A 15,501-nucleotide genomic window follows, 5' to 3' on the forward strand; every position below is an offset into this window, starting at 1 on the left:
GGGACGGCGGGCGGGCGGGACCGGACGGGGACGGGCTTGCGGGGAGAGGGCCCGGGTGCCTCGCGGGACGGGGACGGGCGAGGCACCCGGGGTGAGCGGAAGTGCGCCGATCAGTTGCCGGTGGCGGGTCCGTCGTCGTCCGGTTCGTCCGGACGGACCATCTTCATGACCGTGGTGAGGCGTTCGTCGGACAGCGTGAGGCCCTGAGCACGGACCGCGTCCCGGACGACGGATCGGCTCAGCCGCCCAGATTCGGTCCACGTCCGGACGGCGATGTCGGCCAGTTCGTCCAGGGACGCGCCCGGCGGACGGCCGGCGGGCCTGGAGGCCGGGGACCGCTCAGGCATTCCGCTCGGCCCCTGGCCTGCGGCTTCGCCATCGGCAGTGTCGTCGGTCCGAACCTGCTCCGCCTGGTCCGGTTCCGTCCACGGGCGGTCCGCATCACCGGACGGACGGCCCGAGCGGAACTGTCCGTCCGGGGCCGGTGCAAGGAGGTTGTCCTCGTCCGGTCCGTTCGCGGACGGCGTCGGCACGGCGGTCCCGTCCGCCGTCCGGTCCAGTCCGGTTTGCCGGACCGCCACGGTCTGGTTCGGTCCGGCGGACCCTTCGTCTTCCGGGGACCGTCCGCTGCCGGGAACGGGGACGGAGGTCGCGATGGGGACCGGCGCTTCGCCGTCCGGCGGGACGGCCGACCGGGTGTGGCGGGTGGTGTGGATGCCGAGGTGGACGGCTCCGGCGAGGGCGAGCGGGGAGATGGCGGACAGGATGCAGACGGAGGTGTCGCTGAGGTGCAGGTGCCCGGTGGCGGTGAGGGTCTGCTGGTTGAGGCGTACGGCGTGGAGGGTGTTGGCCCAGATGCTGGCGGCGGTGGAGGCGCCGAACAGCAGCCAGACGTAGGCGCGGGCGGTGAGTTGGGCAGCGCGCAGGAGTAGCAGGGCGCGGACGCTGTAGGCGACGAACCCGTCGATGATGAGCGGGAACAGGTAGGTCAGCTGGCTGCGGATGTGGATGGCGAGGGCCATCTGGCGCAGGGCGTCGTAGGAGAGGGCGAAGCCGGCGGCGGCGAGCAGACCGATGGCGGCGTAGTCCCAGACGGTTACACGGCGGGCGTGAGCGGCACGGCTTGTTGGGACGTGGGGCATGCGGGTGGCGGTTCTCCTCGGGGTGGTCGGGGTGTTGGTGGCGGCATGCCGTCGCATCCGTCTTGGCCGTCCACGGCCTTGCCCCACTTGGCCTGTTGCCTCACCGGTCCGTCCCGCCACCGTCCTGGTGGCGTACGCGATGCAAGGGCGCCAGAAGGGTGCGGGACGGACGGTGCGACGGGCGGCGGGGCAGTGCCGTCTTCGTGATGGCGCACGGGGCATGGGCTGCGACGGCGGGGACGGCGTCTACCGCTTGCGGCGGGTCGGATCAGGCAGCGTTCGCAGGCACGCGGGGCGGGAGCGGGTGGACCTTGGGGCAGTAGCGGCGCCAGGAGTCGGCGAACTTGTTGAAGGTGTAGCCCTTGCGCTGGGTGCCATCGGGCAGACGGATGTTGGCCGAGGAGATCTGGTAGTCCTTCAGCAGCTCGGAGAGCGGACGGGCCGTGAGCCCGCCGCGTCCGTGCTCGCCCCAGGGCGCCTCGGGGTCGTCGTTCAGCGCGGCGAGGATCGCGACGGTGGACAGACTGTCCGGGTCGCCGTGGGCGAAGAAGATCCGGCGGATGTCGGCGAGGATCCTCGCCCCGCCGCAGCCGTCCTCCTCGATCTCCTCCTCGGCGGCGACCATACGTACGCACGCTTGCCGGGCCCGGCGTGGCCAGGAGCCGCCGGCAAGGTCGGCGACCGCGACCAGGGGTTCCCAGGTGTCGGCGGCCCGGTCCTCGACCGGCATGTCCGGTTCGAGGGCCTGGGCCTGCTCGTGGACCTGGGAGGCCCAGAGGGAGAGCTTGGCGCGGGTCTCTCGCAACAGGACACCGTCGCGGCGGTCCCGCAGCGGCGCGACAATCTCGCCGTCTGCGCGGCGGCGCATGCGGATCACGATCGACCGGTCCATGATCGTGTCGGGGAGATCGCCGATCCCGGCCAGGGCAGCCATGGCGAACGTCTCGAACTCGCGGGCCTGGTGGTCGGTGCCGACCGCCCGGGTGACCGGGCGATTGCGTTGGTGCCCGGCGTTCAGCAGACCCCGCAGGTCCTCGTACTTCTCGGCGGTCCTGGGGTTGCCGAAGATGGTGTCGACCTCGTCGACGAGCAGGGTCCGGGGCCGCTCGCTGATCGTGCGGTAGACCGCCGCCGCACTGGTGTTGACCGTGATCAGCGGGTCGTGGACGGTCTCGACCAGGACGTCCAGCAGGCGGGACTTCCCGCACCGCCGGGCCGGAGCGACGATCGCCAGGCGCGGGGCGTGATGCCAAACCGCCTGCAGGTGCGTCGCGGCGGCCCACAGCGTCACCGCGTCGAGTGCCTCCGCCGAAGGCAGGATCGCGTACCGGCGGACATGGGCGTGCAGTTCCGCCAGCAGCGAGGCACCCGGCGACTCCGGCACGTCCGGAACCGCGGCGGCATCCGGTAGGTCGTTGGCCGCGTCTTCGGCGGGCGCAGGCTCTCCACACGCTGCGGGCGCCGAGGGCGGCTGGTGAGTCACGCGGACGTCGGGGTGGCCCGGCTTGGCGACCGGTGGGCACGAGGCCGCCGCGGCAGGAAGGTTGGACAGGTGGGACGTGGAGGTGATGAGGGACTCCAGACTGCGGTGCAACAGCGAACCGGTCGCACCGCTCGGGGGATAGGGGGCGAGGAGGGGACTGCCGGCTTCCTCGGGCGAGTGAGACGGGGCGGGATCAGGCCGTCTGGTCGGCGCTCTGGCCGTCGAGCCAGGCTTCCACCTCCACCCAGCGGTACCGCAGGTGCCGGCCGACCTTGATCGCCACAGGGCCCTGGCGACGGTGTCGCCAGGCGTACACGGTCTGCAGCGGGACGCCGAGGTACGCGGCGAGCTCCTCTGCGCTGGCCAGCGGACGACGATCGAGGGCGGCACGGGAAGTCTTCGGCAAAGAGGTCTCCGGAGGGTAGGGGATGGGGAATTCCGGCAGATCCGCAAGGCCCGTAACGGGGCCTTCGTTTCTGCGCGGGGAGGAGTCTGCACGCGGCACGGCCGAAAACCTAAAAAGGACTCGGACCTTCCTGCCGGACACCTCGGGCGGGGGCAAAGCCTTGCCCGGGGAACGGCGTGCGGAGGATTCTCCACGTACTCCGGCTCGCAACCTAAAAAGGCCCCGAACTGGTTCTCTGACTACCTGGCCAGGGAGCGCTGTGCCCGGCAAAGCGGCACGCAGAGGCATCGCTGCGAGACCCTGCTGCAGGCGGGCAGCCTGTTGTTGCACCGGGTTCGGCCTGCCAGTCGACGCGAGGTCGATCGCCTGGGACGATCCGTCACTATCGGGACGATCGGATACGGATGAATCCCTTTGGGACTCCACACTTGACAAAAGGCCGCCGGGCGATCAATATCCAACACCCGCCCGAGAACGGGTTCCGTGCCCGTTTCTTTCCAGCGGATCACCCGGCAAGCGGATCGTCTTGCTGCGACTTTCCCACCTCACCGCCGGCCAAAGGCCGCGCCTCCCCATGTCCCCGACCAGAGGAGCCGAATGGCGACCGTTTACGACACCTGGCACAAGACCCACCCGCGCGCCACCGACAAGCCCTGCGGCGAGCACAAGGGCAAGTACCCCACCGCCGACCACGGCAAGGGCAAGCGTTGGCAGGTCCGCTACCGCGACCCCAGCGGCGAGCAGCGCAAGCTCAACTTCGCCCGGCGGGCCGATGCCGACGCGGAGGCTTCCCGCCTCGACAACGACCTCAACCGCGGCGCCTACATCGACCCCGCCCTCGGCAAGGAGACGTTCCGCGAGGTCGGCGAGCGCTGGCGCGCCAGCGCCGTCCACGGGTCGAGCACCGTCGAGCGCGTCGACCGGGCTCTGCGCCTGCACATCTACCCGATCCTCGGCGACGGGGCCATCGCGGGCGTCAAGACCTCGGATATCCAGGCGTGGGTCAAGGACCGCTCGAAGGTCCTGGCGCCGTCGACCCTGCGGGTGCACTACAGCTACGTGACCGCGATCTTTCGCGTCGCGGAGCTTGACCGTCAGATCCCGTTCAACCCGACGAAGGGGGTGAAGCTACCGCCTCCGCCGCGCAAGGAGATCGTCCCGCTCGCCGTCGAAGTCGTGGCGGCCCTGGTCGACGCGGCCCCCGGCTGGTACCGGGTGCTACTGCTCCTGGCGGCGGCCTCGGGGCTGCGGCAGGGCGAGCTGTTCGGGCTTGAGCTGGCGCACATCGACTTCAAGCGCGGCACGGTCCAGGTGAAGCAACAGGTGGTCGGCCCTGACCGGGGCGAGCCGTACCTTGCGCCGCCCAAGACCCACGAGAGCTACCGGATGGTCCCGGTGGCCAAGCCCGCGATGGACGCGCTGGCGGCGCACCTGGAGAAGTACCCGGCTCGCCGGGTCGACATTGAGGACCGTACCGACCCGCGTCCGGCCAAGTGGAAGCGGCGGAAGGCTCTGCTCGTCTTCACCAACGAGCGCGGTGAGGCGATCCGTCGCGCGGCCTGGGCAGCGGTCTGGGAGAACCTCGCGCGAGTCGCCGACAAGGCCCTCCGGAAGCAGCACGAGGGCGCGCTCAAGAGCTGGGAGCGCCGTGGCGGGCCGGAAGGCGCGGAGCCGACGCTCCGCCAGGTGCCGGACGACGCGACGATGCACGATCTCCGGCACTTCTACGCCTCGGTGCTGATCAAGCACCGAGAGAGCGTCAAGACGGTGCAGAAGCGGCTCGGCCACGCCAAGCCGTCGATCACGCTCAACACCTACACGCACCTGTGGCCGGACGAGGAGGACACAACGAGGGCGGCGATCGAGGCTGTCTTCAGCGCCGTGCCGTCGATGTGCCCTCCTCGCAGCGGGCTGGCGCTCGGTTCAACCTGAGCATTACGTGTAGATGGAGTCGGACGAGTTGTCGTAGAGGCACCACGCGGGAAGGCGAAGGGCGCTGCTGCCACCCTCGATGTCGAGCAACTGCCGCCGCCGGAGCATGAGACGTAGGTGGCGAGCCTCGTCAGCTCCCTCAGCATGCCCGAGGTCGAGTAGAACTGCCCGCATGTCCTGGCCAGTTCGTGTGACGGCGTCAGCTCGATGGCCGTTCACAACGGTGTCGAGCTCGACGGCCGATCCAGGAGAGGCCGACAGGTGGGTGTACAACCTCTTGAGCAACTCGTTGTGCTCGTTGTGGTCGGCCCGGACCTGGTTCCCCGCTGAAGCCGAGGCACGGAAGAGCGCGGTGCCGACTCCGCCGCGCTGCTGCCAGAGTTCGGCATTGCCGACGACGATCAGGTGTGAGCGAGCACGGGTGATCGCAACGTTCCACAGGTTGAGCTGTCGGTCCACCCAGCCGATCGCACCGGGGTGCATTCCGTCACTCGCGACCAGGGAGAAGATCACGACATCGCGTTCGCCTCCCTGGAAGGTGTGGACGGTGCCGACACGGACCCGCGCCGGATCGTGATCGCGGAGGCGGTTCCGCAGAGCTTCCTCGTGGGCCTTGAACGGAGTGACGACACCGATGGAGGCCTCGGCGGGAAGATCACGGAGCAGGCTCTGCACGAAGCTGTCCACCATGGTGATCTCGCCGTCGTTGACCCAGGAGTTTCCGGATCGCGGCCGTGCAGCCGTAGCCCTGACATCCGACCAGAAGATCGCCGGCTTCTCAAGGGACGGGCGCGAGCGGACATCCGTGAGGACGGTCAACCGGCCGTCGTAGAAGAGACGGTTGGAGACGGCGGCGATCTCCGGATGGCACCGGAAGTGCTCATCCAGGAGCAGGCTGGTTCCAGCAGCCCGCTCCGCCGCATGGAAGGCGCTGTGCCGCCGGTAGGCCAGCTGGTGGCGCTCAAGCCAGTCCGAGCGAAGTCCACTTGCGCGCCGGATCGCCGACTCGCGCTCCGGGCCGATCTTGGCGATGTGCGGCAGCTGCATGGCATCCCCGATGATCAGCGCGCGGCGCGCCCGGAACAGCAGGGGCAGCACATGGGGGATGGCGCACTGGCTGGCCTCGTCGACGATCACCAGGTCGAAGAGGGCGGCGTCCGGCGGGAACCGTCGGGCCGAAAGACTGGTCACTGCCCAACCCCGAACGGAGGACAGCACCGACTTGACCGCAGGCCAGTCACTCCCGTTGGCGTCGCGGGCGGTGAGCAGGCCGATGATGGCTTGCCGCCCCGCGCGGGCTGCCGTCTTCACGGCGCTGTCGAGCAGAACGCCGCTGGTGGAGCGCACCCCGAACTCGACGCCGTCGAGCTTCTCGGTCAGCACGGTGTCGTCCGGCAGGGCCAGCGCCCGCTCGCGCCCGCTGCGCCAGCCTTGTTCAGCTGCGGCGAAGTCGGACAGAACCGAACACAGCTCGGTGGTGGGCCGTTCGTCGGACTCGATCCCGACTCGGCGTAGCAGCCCCTTGCGGCGGCGTTCACCGAAGAACCGGGCGCGCGAGAGGCCGGCGGCCTTGCGCGCCAGCTTGTCGAGGTCGCTGCCGGCGAGAAGGTCGATCAGGTCGCCGACCGGCGTGCCGATGCGATCGGCGTGCTGCTCCCGTGCCTCACCGGCCTGACGCAGTGCCCGCTCGGTGCTGGCCACCTGGGCGAACTCTTTCCGTACCCGAGAGAGCTGGTCGGCCGCGACGTCGACCTCCAGTCCAGCGGTCGTGAGATTCCGATCCGGTGTCGAGACCTCCAACAGCCCGCGAAGGGTCGCCGCTTCGATCTCTCGGTAGTCGACCTCGCGCCCGGTGGAGCCGGTGCGGACGACACTGCCCGGCGAGAGCTGCTCGCAGCGCTGCCAGACCTCGTCCACGGCCTGGTTGTTGGTGGAGGCGATCAGCACCCGCTCGCCGGCAGCCAAGGCCGTGGCGACGAGATTGGCCACCAGCTGGCTCTTGCCGGTACCGGGCGGACCGGTGGCCACGGTGAGTCGACGCGTCATGGCCGACCGCAGCACGGCTGACTGCGCCTCGTTGGAGGGCAGCGGCGTCACCAGTCGGACTGGCCGGGTGTTTCCTTCGTCAGGCTCCGAACGCTCGGCCGCTACCGGTGAGAGCGCGGCGAGGGCGGTGCGCCCGATCTCGGGGATCTTCCTGGCGATGCTCTTGAAGTCGTCCAGCAGCTTCTTGGTTGCCCTGGAGTCACGCGGAGCCAGGAAGAGCACTGCGGAGTTACGAGCGCCGTGGCCTGGCGTCTTGACGTCGATCCGGTCGGCCAGTTGGTCAGGGCGGGGCTCCTCGACGCACGGCAGCTCGTACTCCTGCATCAGGAGGTTGCGCACGTCCACAGCCATCCGGTCGTGCTGTCCCGCATGCCAGGTCGGATGGTAGGTCTCCGAGAGTTCGGCGGCTTGCTCCTTGCCGAGCCACTCCTCGGCCAGCCGGGGGTGTGGCATGACCGGGCCGTAGGGCTTGAGCCGGATGCTGTCCTCGTGATGCACCACCTCGACCCGGCGCACGAGCAGCGGGGCGAACTTCGGATTCGCCCAGACCCTGCCCTGTCGGGGGCCGTTGATGAGGACAACGGGGTAGCCGGCCCAGAGGTCCGCGTCCTGAGCCGCAGCGGCCTCGATCAGTTCCACGGCCTCCGCCGGCACCTCGGTGCAGTCGTCCTCGTCCAACTCGCCGGACAGTAGGCGCTCCGGGCCGGTGAGACAGACGTAGGAGGTGCCGTGGTCATGGACGGACAGGAACGGTGTGTCGGCTTCGTCCGACAGCACACATTCCCGGTAGTAGTCGAGGAGTTCGGCCCACCCGGGTTGGCTCCGGCCCGGGGAGGCAGCCTTGGGAGGCTGCTCGGTCGGTGGAGTCCCGGAAGAAGCCCTCCGATTGAACGGTGCGAGCCGTGGGGCGCTGCCGACGGGGCAACTGGCCAGGATCATGCGGTCGTCGACGCCATGGGCGGACTTGACCGGGATCTGCGCCGACCCCTTGGCGCGCATGCGCCGGACGACGTAGTCGAACAGGTCGCCGACGGAGACTTCTCCGGTCCCGCTCTTGCTGACCTTGCCGGTGCGGAGTGCTTCGACCACTTCCGCGGTGAAGGCGGACGGTTCGATCACGCCACCGGCCTCGGAGCCACCGTACGAGTCCTCACCGACGCGCGAGGAGGAGAGCACGTACACGCCGCGACTGCGCAGGGGCGAGTCCGCACCCGACTTCGCGGCCGGCGCGTCCGGCCGGTCCGAGGTCCGCAGGCCGACTGCGAAGCCACCGCTCTGGCAGGAGTCGATCATCACGACCTTCTGCTGTGCCCAGCAGGACTCCAAGCGCTCGTTGACGAAGCCCGCGCCTACCGCGGTCGCGGCGACCCGGTCGTGGTCGGTGTCCTTGGCGACGAAGCGGAACTCTCCACCCGCGCGTGCGGAGAGCCTGGTGCCGTGGCCGGAGAAGTAGAGGAGTGCGAGTTCGTCCTGATCGCAGCTTTCGAGGAACTCGCTGATCTCGCACTGCATGTCGTCCGCAGTGAGGTCGGCGACCGTCCTCACCGAGACGAAGGCGCCGATGCTGCGGTGTTCGAGCACCTGCCCCAAGTGCCAGATGTCCGCCTTGGTGGAGGGCAGGCGACCGAAGCGGCCGTCGTCGTAGTTCTCGTTGGCGATCAGCAGCGCGCGGCGCCGCACCAAGCGAGTCACGCCTGCTCGCCCTCGGAGGTGCCCGGCTCGTCGGCCCGGTCGAGGAAGGCCTGGATGATCCGCTCTTGGGCCTCGTCCGGCCGACCAGTCACGGTGAGCGACCGTTCCCCATCAGTGATCTCGACCTTCCGATGGCGGTCCTTGGCGCACCACTCCTTGATCAACTCGATCAGGACGCGGGACGCCGGCCGAGCGGCGGCGGCTGCGAGTCCCAGGGCTGTGATCTCGGTGAGTGCCCCGCCCTTGCGGCCGTCATTCGCGGGTGCGGTCTCGGCAGTCAGGTAGGCCGTCTCGGGCGCGCCGGCGCGACGGAGCGCGTCCTGTAGGTCCCGAGTGAGACGCTCCTGGCGGAGTGTGTCGCCCCCGGCGAGCACCTCCAGCCGCCACAGCGGTTGCTCCTGACTCACGCTGCCCCCTCATCCTCGCCAGCAGGCCACCCTGCAGGCCGAGGACAGGCTACGCCGTTCGGTGGTATTGCGTGACCGTTTGATCACATAGGGATTCCCGGAGGCGGTGTTTCCGAGGTATGGGGTGTCAAGGGGGGCACGGGGCTGGCGCGAAATGAGCTGACCGGCGCCGACGGCCGGGGAGCACGCCGGGGGGAGCTGCTTCGACACGCTTCCGACTACGCGCATCGTCCAGCACTGTGCCCTCGATGTGCCCTCCCGGGCCGAAAAGCTAGCGTTTCCGCAGGTCAGCGGCGTCTATTAGCGGTAGTTCACGAACTGGATGGCGAAGTCCAGGTCCTTGCCCTTGAGCAGGGCCTGCACGGCCTGGAGGTCGTCGCGGCTCTTGGAGCTGACGCGCAGTTCGTCGCCCTGGACCTGGGCCTTGACGCCCTTCGGGCCCTCGTCACGGATGATCTTCGCGACCTTCTTGGCATCCTCCGTGGTGATGCCCTCCTTGATGTTCGCGAAGATCTTGTACTCCTTGCCGGACAGCTGCGGCTCGGCGGCGTCCAGGGCCTTGAGCGACAGGCCGCGCTTCACGAACTTGGTCTGCAGCACGTCGAGAATGGCCCGGACGCGCTCCTCGCCGTTGGCCTTCATCTCGATCTTCTCGCCGGACCGGCTGATCTCGCCGCCCACACCCTTGAAGTCGAAGCGGGTGGCGATCTCGCGGGAGGTCTGGTTGATCGCGTTGTCGACCTCCTGCCACTCGACCTTCGAGACGATGTCGAAACTGGAGTCGGCCATGGGTGTCAATCTCCTCGATGCTCTGGCGTCACTGACACGGCCCGCCCCACCGGGCGTCCGCCGCCACAGCCTATCCAGCGCCGCCCCGCCGCCGCCTGCGACGACCGGGCCGCGTCCCTTGATCGTCGCGTGGCCAATCGAGTGGCGGAGCACCCCCCCGGATCAGGTATGGTTTACCACGTCGAACGGGGCGAACACCCCGGGCGGCGAACATCCTGGCTGGTTGCCCGAGCGGCCAAAGGGAGCAGACTGTAAATCTGTCGCGCAAGCTACGCAGGTTCGAACCCTGCACCAGCCACAGGATAGGAAACAGCCCCCGATCTGCGGAAACGCAGATCAGGGGCTGTTTCGTTGTGCTCGAACAGTGATCACGCCGGATGGTCGTTTTGGGTGGTTTGTCTCACCTCGTTTCGCCCGGATCCCAGTCCTGACCAGCGGTTCCGGACCAGGCGCGGACCAGGATCAGGGGTTACCCGGGGTGGTCCGCCGCTGGAGCCGCTCGGTGATGAGCCGGTTGGCGTGGTCCTCGTCACCGTGGATGCACTTGGCGTAGACCCGGAGCAGGACGGCTATGCTGTGCCCCGCCCGCCGGGCGCACTCGGCCACTGGTACGCCGGAGGCCAGCCAGAGCGAGATCCCGGCGTGCCGGGCGTCGTACGGGCGCTTGGCGAGCGGGGTGGCCCGCTCCTCCTCGCTGAACACCGCGGCCCGTGCGGCGGCCCAGACGACGCCGTACCCGCTCTCCTGCACCATGCCGTTCCGGAAGGTCCGGAACAGCCGGCCGTCCGGCGCGGTGCCGTGCTGCTCGATGTGCTCCCGCAACAGCTTCACCAGCTCGGGCGGGATCGGGACCGGCCTGGTAGCCGACTCCGCTCGGTGCTTCAGGCCCCGGGGATCGTGAGACGCCCCGCTGTCGGTCCAGGAGGACCCGACGCGAGGGCTGTTCCCGTTGAGGTTGAGCTTCCCCCAGCCCTCCGTCGGCAGGACGCAGCGATCCTTGCGCAGGTGGACCACCTCGCCCGGCCGCATGCCCGCGTAGTACATGCACCCGAAGAACGCCACCAGCCGCGGACCGCGCCGCCCCTGCCGGCCGACGGCCTCCAGCATCGCGGAGGCCTGCTCCGGGCTCATGACGTACTCCGGATCGACCTCCTCCTCGGTCCGGGGCGGCTGCCACTGCACCGACGGCAGCGGGTTGGCGGTCAGCAGGCCGTCCTCGATGGCGCGGCCCAGGACGTGGTTCAGGATCCGGCGCTTCCGGAGCACGGTCGAGGCGGCGGCCTTGGTGCCGTCGAGCTTCACCGAGATGGCGGCGAGCAGACGACGGACCATCTTCGGATCCGCCAGCTCGGACACGTCCACGGAGTTCCGCGCCACCCAGGTCAAGGCCTTGGCGACGTCGGTCGGCGGCTCATCGGTCCAGCGGTTCACGTTGAAGGCCCAGCCGTACAGCGCGCGTCGGACGAGCAACTTGTCCGGCATCCCGGTCTTGCTCTTGACCAGCTCGAACGTGACGCTGGCCAGGGCGTCCGCCCACGTCGTCCGGGTCTTGGCCGGGGCGCCGTCCCAGCGGGCCTCGATGTAGTTCCGGCCGTGCTGGTACCAGGTGACGGAGCTCTGTTCCTCCTGGCGCTTCCGAAGCTCCGCGAGCGGGAGGCCCGTCTCGGTGTCGAAGGGCTGGTGGGAGGCCGCCGCGATGAGCAGTTCGGCCTTCCGGCCGTCCGCCTGGGTCTTGGTGAGGTAGGACTCGGAGAACTCCCGGCCGTTCACCGTCCAGCGGACCATCCACGGCTTGCGGCGGTCGGGACGGTGGCGGTGGTCCCAGAACGTGACCTTGTAGGAGGTGGGCATCAGGCGGCCACCTCGCAGGAGTCGATCCACGCGTCCAGGTCGGCCCGGTCGATCCGGACCTGGCCGTTGGGGAGCTTGATGAGGCGCGGGCCCTTGCCCCGGGCTCGCATCCGGTAGAAGGCGGCACGGGACATGCCGAGTTCGGTGAGCACGGCGGGGAGCTTGAGCAGTTCGCGCTTGGGCATGGCGAAGTCTCCTGCTGTGGGTGCGGATTGATGGCTGCGGAGTGTTGCGAGCCCTCTCGCGGGCGGACGCGGAGGGTGGGAAGCGTCAGGGATGTCAGGGGAACTCGCTGACCTGCTGATATGGCCCCTGCCAGGGCGTCAGGGGTTGTCAGGGATGTCAGGGGTTCTCGGTTATCCCTGACATCCCTGACGTTCCCTGACGGGCCGTCCGGCGGCATTTGTGCTGATCAGGGCTTTGTCCTGACATCCCTGACGGTTACGTGATCGTCTCCGTGTCCGTGGGGGTGCTCACGGCCGGGTGGACGCGGTAGGTGACGGCCTGGGGGCGACCGCGCCCGCCGCCAGCCGGGGGCTGGTCGGTGCGGAGCCAGCCGTGCTGTTCGAGGAGGGTGAGGGCGGGCTCGACGTCGGCGACCTTCTTGAAGCGGCGGCTGCTCGCGACGGCGTCGTGGGCCTTGATGTGGGTGCGGTGGGTGCCGTCCTTCTTCGGCCGCTGGAGCCACTGGAGGAGCGCGTGGGCGTCCTCGGTGGCGGGGTCGGCGGCGATGAGGTCGAAGACGGCGAGGGTGTGGGCGGTGTAGTAGTCGGCGATCTCGGCGGCGCGCTCGACGGTGGCGGCCTGCAGGCGGGCGCGCCAGGCGTTGCTGTCCTGGTCGGGGGTGATGTGGTCGGCGAGGTGGAGCAGGACGGCGATGCGGGCGATGTGGCCGACCAGCTTGCCGGCCCAGTCCTTGATGTGGGAGAGCGGCTGGTCGGGGCGGAGCTGGACCTCCACGCGCTCCTGGAGCTTCTCGACGGCGAGGTCGGCGGCCTGGTCCATGAGCACGGTGACCGGCTCGGTGAGGTCGGTCATGGTGCGGAGCAGGCGGGTGAGGCTGCGGTCGTAGGCGTTCGCCACGGCGTCGGGGATCGGGTCGGTGCGGACCTTGCGGTAGCCGAGGTTGGAGGGCGGCAGGGAGTAGAGGAAACGGGCGAGCAGGCCGCGGTCGCGGGCGCCGGGGGCGGCGCCGAGTTCCTGGAGGACGGCGGGCTGCGGGGTGACGCCGATGGTCAAGGCGGGCTTGTCGACGGTGGTCTGCTCGCGGGTGATGCGGTCGACCTGGAGGCGCTCGCCCTTGTGGGCCTGGAGGAACACGCCGAGGTTGGGCTTGCTGCTGTAGCGGCCGACGATGCTGTCGAACAGGTCACCTTCGGGGGAGAGCGCGGCCAGGCACCGGTGGGTGGCGAGTTGGCTGGTGACGGTCTCCGGGGTGATGTCCCCGGACAAGGTCAGGCGCGGGCTCGGCGGGACGGTGATCTCCTCGGCCAGCATCTTCGCGGCGGAGATCTCCGCGACGAGCTGCGTGCGGTCGAGGTCGGGGTTCTTGCGGGCCTTGGCCCTCAGGGCCTCGACCTCGGCCAGCGCGGCGTCCTTGGCGGTCTCGGCCTCGATGATCGCCGCCCTGGCGCCGGTCTGAAGCTCCGCCTCGACCTTGTAGACCGGGCCCATCGTGAACGCGAACACGTCGGACTTGCGGCTGGCCGGGGGCATCGCGCAGGTCAGGTAGAGGTTGGACTGCTCGCGCCAGCCGGGCCGGATCTCCACGTTCACCCGCCCGCCGACGGCGGTCGACAGCGCGGCGAGGGCCATGGTGGCGGCCGCGTCGGGCGGGGTCTGCGTGAACTCCGCGACGGCCTCGACGTAGGCGCCGACCCACTCGGGTAGGGCCTTCACGGGAAAGGTCGGCAGGGCGGCGTGGGAGCCGAGCGGGACGGGGTCGAGCCAGGTGTCTCCGGCTGCGAGGTCCGCGAGCACGGAGAGTGCCGCCGTGCGGACGGCGTCCAGGTCGGCCTGGTCCTCGCCGGCCATGGCCATGTGGGCGAGGCGGCTGGTGGCGGTGCCGATACGGCGGCGCTCGGCGGCGAGCCGCACGATCTCCGCGTAGTAGTCGCCGTTGGCGGCGGTGGGGGTGGCCTGGATGCAGGTGTGCAGGTAACCGGGCCCGCCGACGCGGCCCAGGTCGCCCTGGGCGCGCAGGACACCGGCCAGCAGCATCGGATCGACCGGCCGCTCGCCGCCGGCCATGCGGACGATGGCGCGCCAGATCGTTTCGTGCGCAGGGTGGTAGAACGTGCTCGGATCGCCGATCTGGGCGGCCAGCGCCGGGATCTGGGCGGGGTCGAGCAGAGCAGCGCCGATGACGGCCTGCTCGGCGGCCTTCACCTCGGCGGGCTCCGGCCGGAACGGGATCACGTTCAGGGAGTGCTCGGTCACCGCTCCTCCTCGTTGGGGAGCTGGTGGTGGTCGAGCCAGGCGAACGCGGAGGTGGTCTGGGCGCGGTTGTAGACCTCGATGGCCGCGCCGGGGACGCTGCCGGGGTAGACCCGGGGGCCGATGAGGCTGGCGTACAGGCGGATGCCGTGGTGCACGCAGGCCTTGGCGGCGTCGCCGTGGCGGTCGACGACGGTCACGGCGTCGCGCGGGCCCTCGCAGGGGCTGGCGTCGCCGAGATGGGCGGCCTCGCAGCGGGGCTGCGGCGAGGTGGTGTTTCCGGGCATGCTGGTGTCCTCTGGTCTCTGAGAGGGGATCGGATCGCCCCGCAGCAACCGCTGTCACCCGGCAAGGTCGACGGTTGCTGCGGGGCTTCGTGCTATGTCAGTCAGTCGTCTTCGGGGCCGCAGAGGCAGTTCTCGGGGGCGGCTCCCTGGCCGATCTGGCAGGCGCAGTAGATGAGTCCGAGCGGGGTTTCGATGGGCTCGCCGCCGGTGCAGTGGTCGCACTCGCTCGGCGCCCAGTCGGCGGCGTCGTACTCGTCGTAGTCGTCGTAAATGGTGATGCCCTTCCATGGGGAAGCCCAGCGGGACGGCCGTTGCAGGGCCGCGTCGCCGGGCTGTTGAGGGGTGCAGATCGGATGGGGCGGGGAGGGCGGTAGGCGTGCGCTGACCTGCGGTTCCTACCGCCCTACCGTTGCCTGAGAAAGGGGCTGGGGGAGCGGGGTCGGGCGGCCTTCCGAACCACCGTCGGGACGGCGCCGGGCGGTGGGCGTGGGTGAAAAGGAGCGGCGGCCGGGAAGTGCCCGGCCGCCGCTTCGGCGTAGGAGTGGGAGGTGTGGTTAGGGCCTGGGGTGGGCCGGGGTGGTGGCACCGATGCTGGCGGGGAGGGATCCCTGCGGCTGAGGGGTGAGCAGGGCGGGCCGGGGTGGGGAGTTCGGGGAGGCGGGCGGGTCCAGGTAGAGGGCCCAGGCGAAAAGCGCGGCGAGGATGACGGCAATGATGGCGAGCGCCGGGGCCGGGCCGAACTGGTGGCGTGGACGCGGCGGGCCGGGCACTGGCTGGAGGGCCTGGAGACGCTCGCGGTCGGGGCGCCGGCCGTGGTGCACGGCGGCGATGTGAGTGCGGCGCTCGGCTGCGGCCTCGGCCTCGCTGGAGTGCTCGCTGACGGTGCGGCAGACCCCGCACCAGTACTCGTACGGCATCTGCCGAGCATGGCAGAGCTCCTGTCGGCTGGGGGCCGGTCGGGAGAGGTAGGGCGGTAGGTAGGGGGCCGGTAGGGAGGGCGGTAGGCGTGCGCTGACCTGCGGTTCCTACC

Annotated in this window: 12 protein-coding genes and 1 tRNA gene; 2 read left to right on the forward strand and 11 right to left on the reverse strand. The window is 70.0% G+C overall.

What is annotated here, in order from left to right:
* Positions 1 to 110 precede the first annotated feature (110 nt).
* The 3 genes from ACPC54_RS13260 to ACPC54_RS13270 all read right to left on the reverse strand — a co-directional run bounded on the left by ACPC54_RS13260 (position 111) and on the right by ACPC54_RS13270 (position 3,031).
* Positions 111 to 1,142, reverse strand: a complete 1,032-nt coding sequence (locus tag ACPC54_RS13260) for a DUF2637 domain-containing protein (RefSeq protein ID WP_498964390.1) — start codon at positions 1,140 to 1,142, stop codon at positions 111 to 113.
* A 268-nt stretch (positions 1,143 to 1,410) separates the two neighbouring features.
* On the reverse strand, positions 1,411 to 2,625 hold the full coding sequence (locus ACPC54_RS13265) for a DUF3631 domain-containing protein (RefSeq protein ID WP_498964392.1): 1,215 nt from the start codon (positions 2,623 to 2,625) through the stop codon (positions 1,411 to 1,413).
* A 193-nt stretch (positions 2,626 to 2,818) separates the two neighbouring features.
* Positions 2,819 to 3,031 carry a helix-turn-helix transcriptional regulator gene (locus ACPC54_RS13270; RefSeq protein WP_498964394.1) on the reverse strand — a complete coding sequence of 71 codons (213 nt, stop codon included), beginning with the start codon at positions 3,029 to 3,031 and terminating at the stop codon, positions 2,819 to 2,821.
* Between the two features lie 597 nt (positions 3,032 to 3,628).
* Between ACPC54_RS13270 and ACPC54_RS13275 the strand changes: the two genes are divergently transcribed.
* Positions 3,629 to 4,963: a tyrosine-type recombinase/integrase gene (locus ACPC54_RS13275; protein WP_498964396.1), complete on the forward strand. Its 1,335-nt coding sequence runs from the start codon at positions 3,629 to 3,631 to the stop codon at positions 4,961 to 4,963.
* A 3-nt stretch (positions 4,964 to 4,966) separates the two neighbouring features.
* Here the strand turns inward: ACPC54_RS13275 and ACPC54_RS13280 are convergent, their stop codons facing one another.
* From ACPC54_RS13280 to ACPC54_RS13290, 3 genes are all read right to left on the reverse strand, one after another.
* Complete coding sequence (locus tag ACPC54_RS13280) at positions 4,967 to 8,701, reverse strand: AAA domain-containing protein (RefSeq protein ID WP_498964398.1); 3,735 nt, start codon at positions 8,699 to 8,701, stop codon at positions 4,967 to 4,969.
* Positions 8,698 to 9,108: a hypothetical protein gene (locus ACPC54_RS13285; protein ID WP_498964400.1), complete on the reverse strand. Its 411-nt coding sequence runs from the start codon at positions 9,106 to 9,108 to the stop codon at positions 8,698 to 8,700. Before ACPC54_RS13285 ends, ACPC54_RS13280 begins: the two co-directional genes overlap by 4 nt.
* A gap of 300 nt (positions 9,109 to 9,408) precedes the next feature.
* Positions 9,409 to 9,897 (reverse strand): YajQ family cyclic di-GMP-binding protein, encoded by a 489-nt coding sequence (locus ACPC54_RS13290; protein ID WP_045693084.1) that lies wholly within the window; start codon positions 9,895 to 9,897, stop codon positions 9,409 to 9,411.
* Between the two features lie 217 nt (positions 9,898 to 10,114).
* Here ACPC54_RS13290 and ACPC54_RS13295 point away from each other — a divergent pair.
* Positions 10,115 to 10,195, forward strand: a tRNA-Tyr gene (locus ACPC54_RS13295).
* Positions 10,196 to 10,359: 164 nt separating this feature from the next.
* Here the strand turns inward: ACPC54_RS13295 and ACPC54_RS13300 are convergent.
* The 5 genes from ACPC54_RS13300 to ACPC54_RS13320 form a co-directional block, all read right to left on the reverse strand.
* Positions 10,360 to 11,748 carry a tyrosine-type recombinase/integrase gene (locus tag ACPC54_RS13300; RefSeq protein ID WP_498964402.1) on the reverse strand — a complete coding sequence of 463 codons (1,389 nt, stop codon included), beginning with the start codon at positions 11,746 to 11,748 and terminating at the stop codon, positions 10,360 to 10,362.
* Positions 11,748 to 11,933: a helix-turn-helix transcriptional regulator gene (locus ACPC54_RS13305; protein WP_498964404.1), complete on the reverse strand. Its 186-nt coding sequence runs from the start codon at positions 11,931 to 11,933 to the stop codon at positions 11,748 to 11,750. Before ACPC54_RS13305 ends, ACPC54_RS13300 begins: the two co-directional genes overlap by 1 nt.
* A 256-nt stretch (positions 11,934 to 12,189) precedes the next feature.
* Complete coding sequence (locus ACPC54_RS13310; protein WP_498964406.1) at positions 12,190 to 14,187, reverse strand: YfjI family protein; 1,998 nt, start codon at positions 14,185 to 14,187, stop codon at positions 12,190 to 12,192.
* On the reverse strand, positions 14,184 to 14,471 hold the full coding sequence (locus tag ACPC54_RS13315) for a hypothetical protein (RefSeq protein ID WP_498964408.1): 288 nt from the start codon (positions 14,469 to 14,471) through the stop codon (positions 14,184 to 14,186). The genes ACPC54_RS13310 and ACPC54_RS13315 overlap by 4 nt, the downstream gene beginning before the upstream one ends.
* A 554-nt stretch (positions 14,472 to 15,025) precedes the next feature.
* Positions 15,026 to 15,388 carry a hypothetical protein gene (locus ACPC54_RS13320; protein WP_498964410.1) on the reverse strand — a complete coding sequence of 121 codons (363 nt, stop codon included), beginning with the start codon at positions 15,386 to 15,388 and terminating at the stop codon, positions 15,026 to 15,028.
* Between the last annotated feature and the right edge of the window lie 113 nt (positions 15,389 to 15,501).

Origin of the sequence: Kitasatospora sp. NPDC094028 (genome assembly GCF_049543595.1) — a bacterium.
Classification (GTDB): Bacteria; Actinomycetota; Actinomycetes; order Streptomycetales; family Streptomycetaceae; genus Kitasatospora.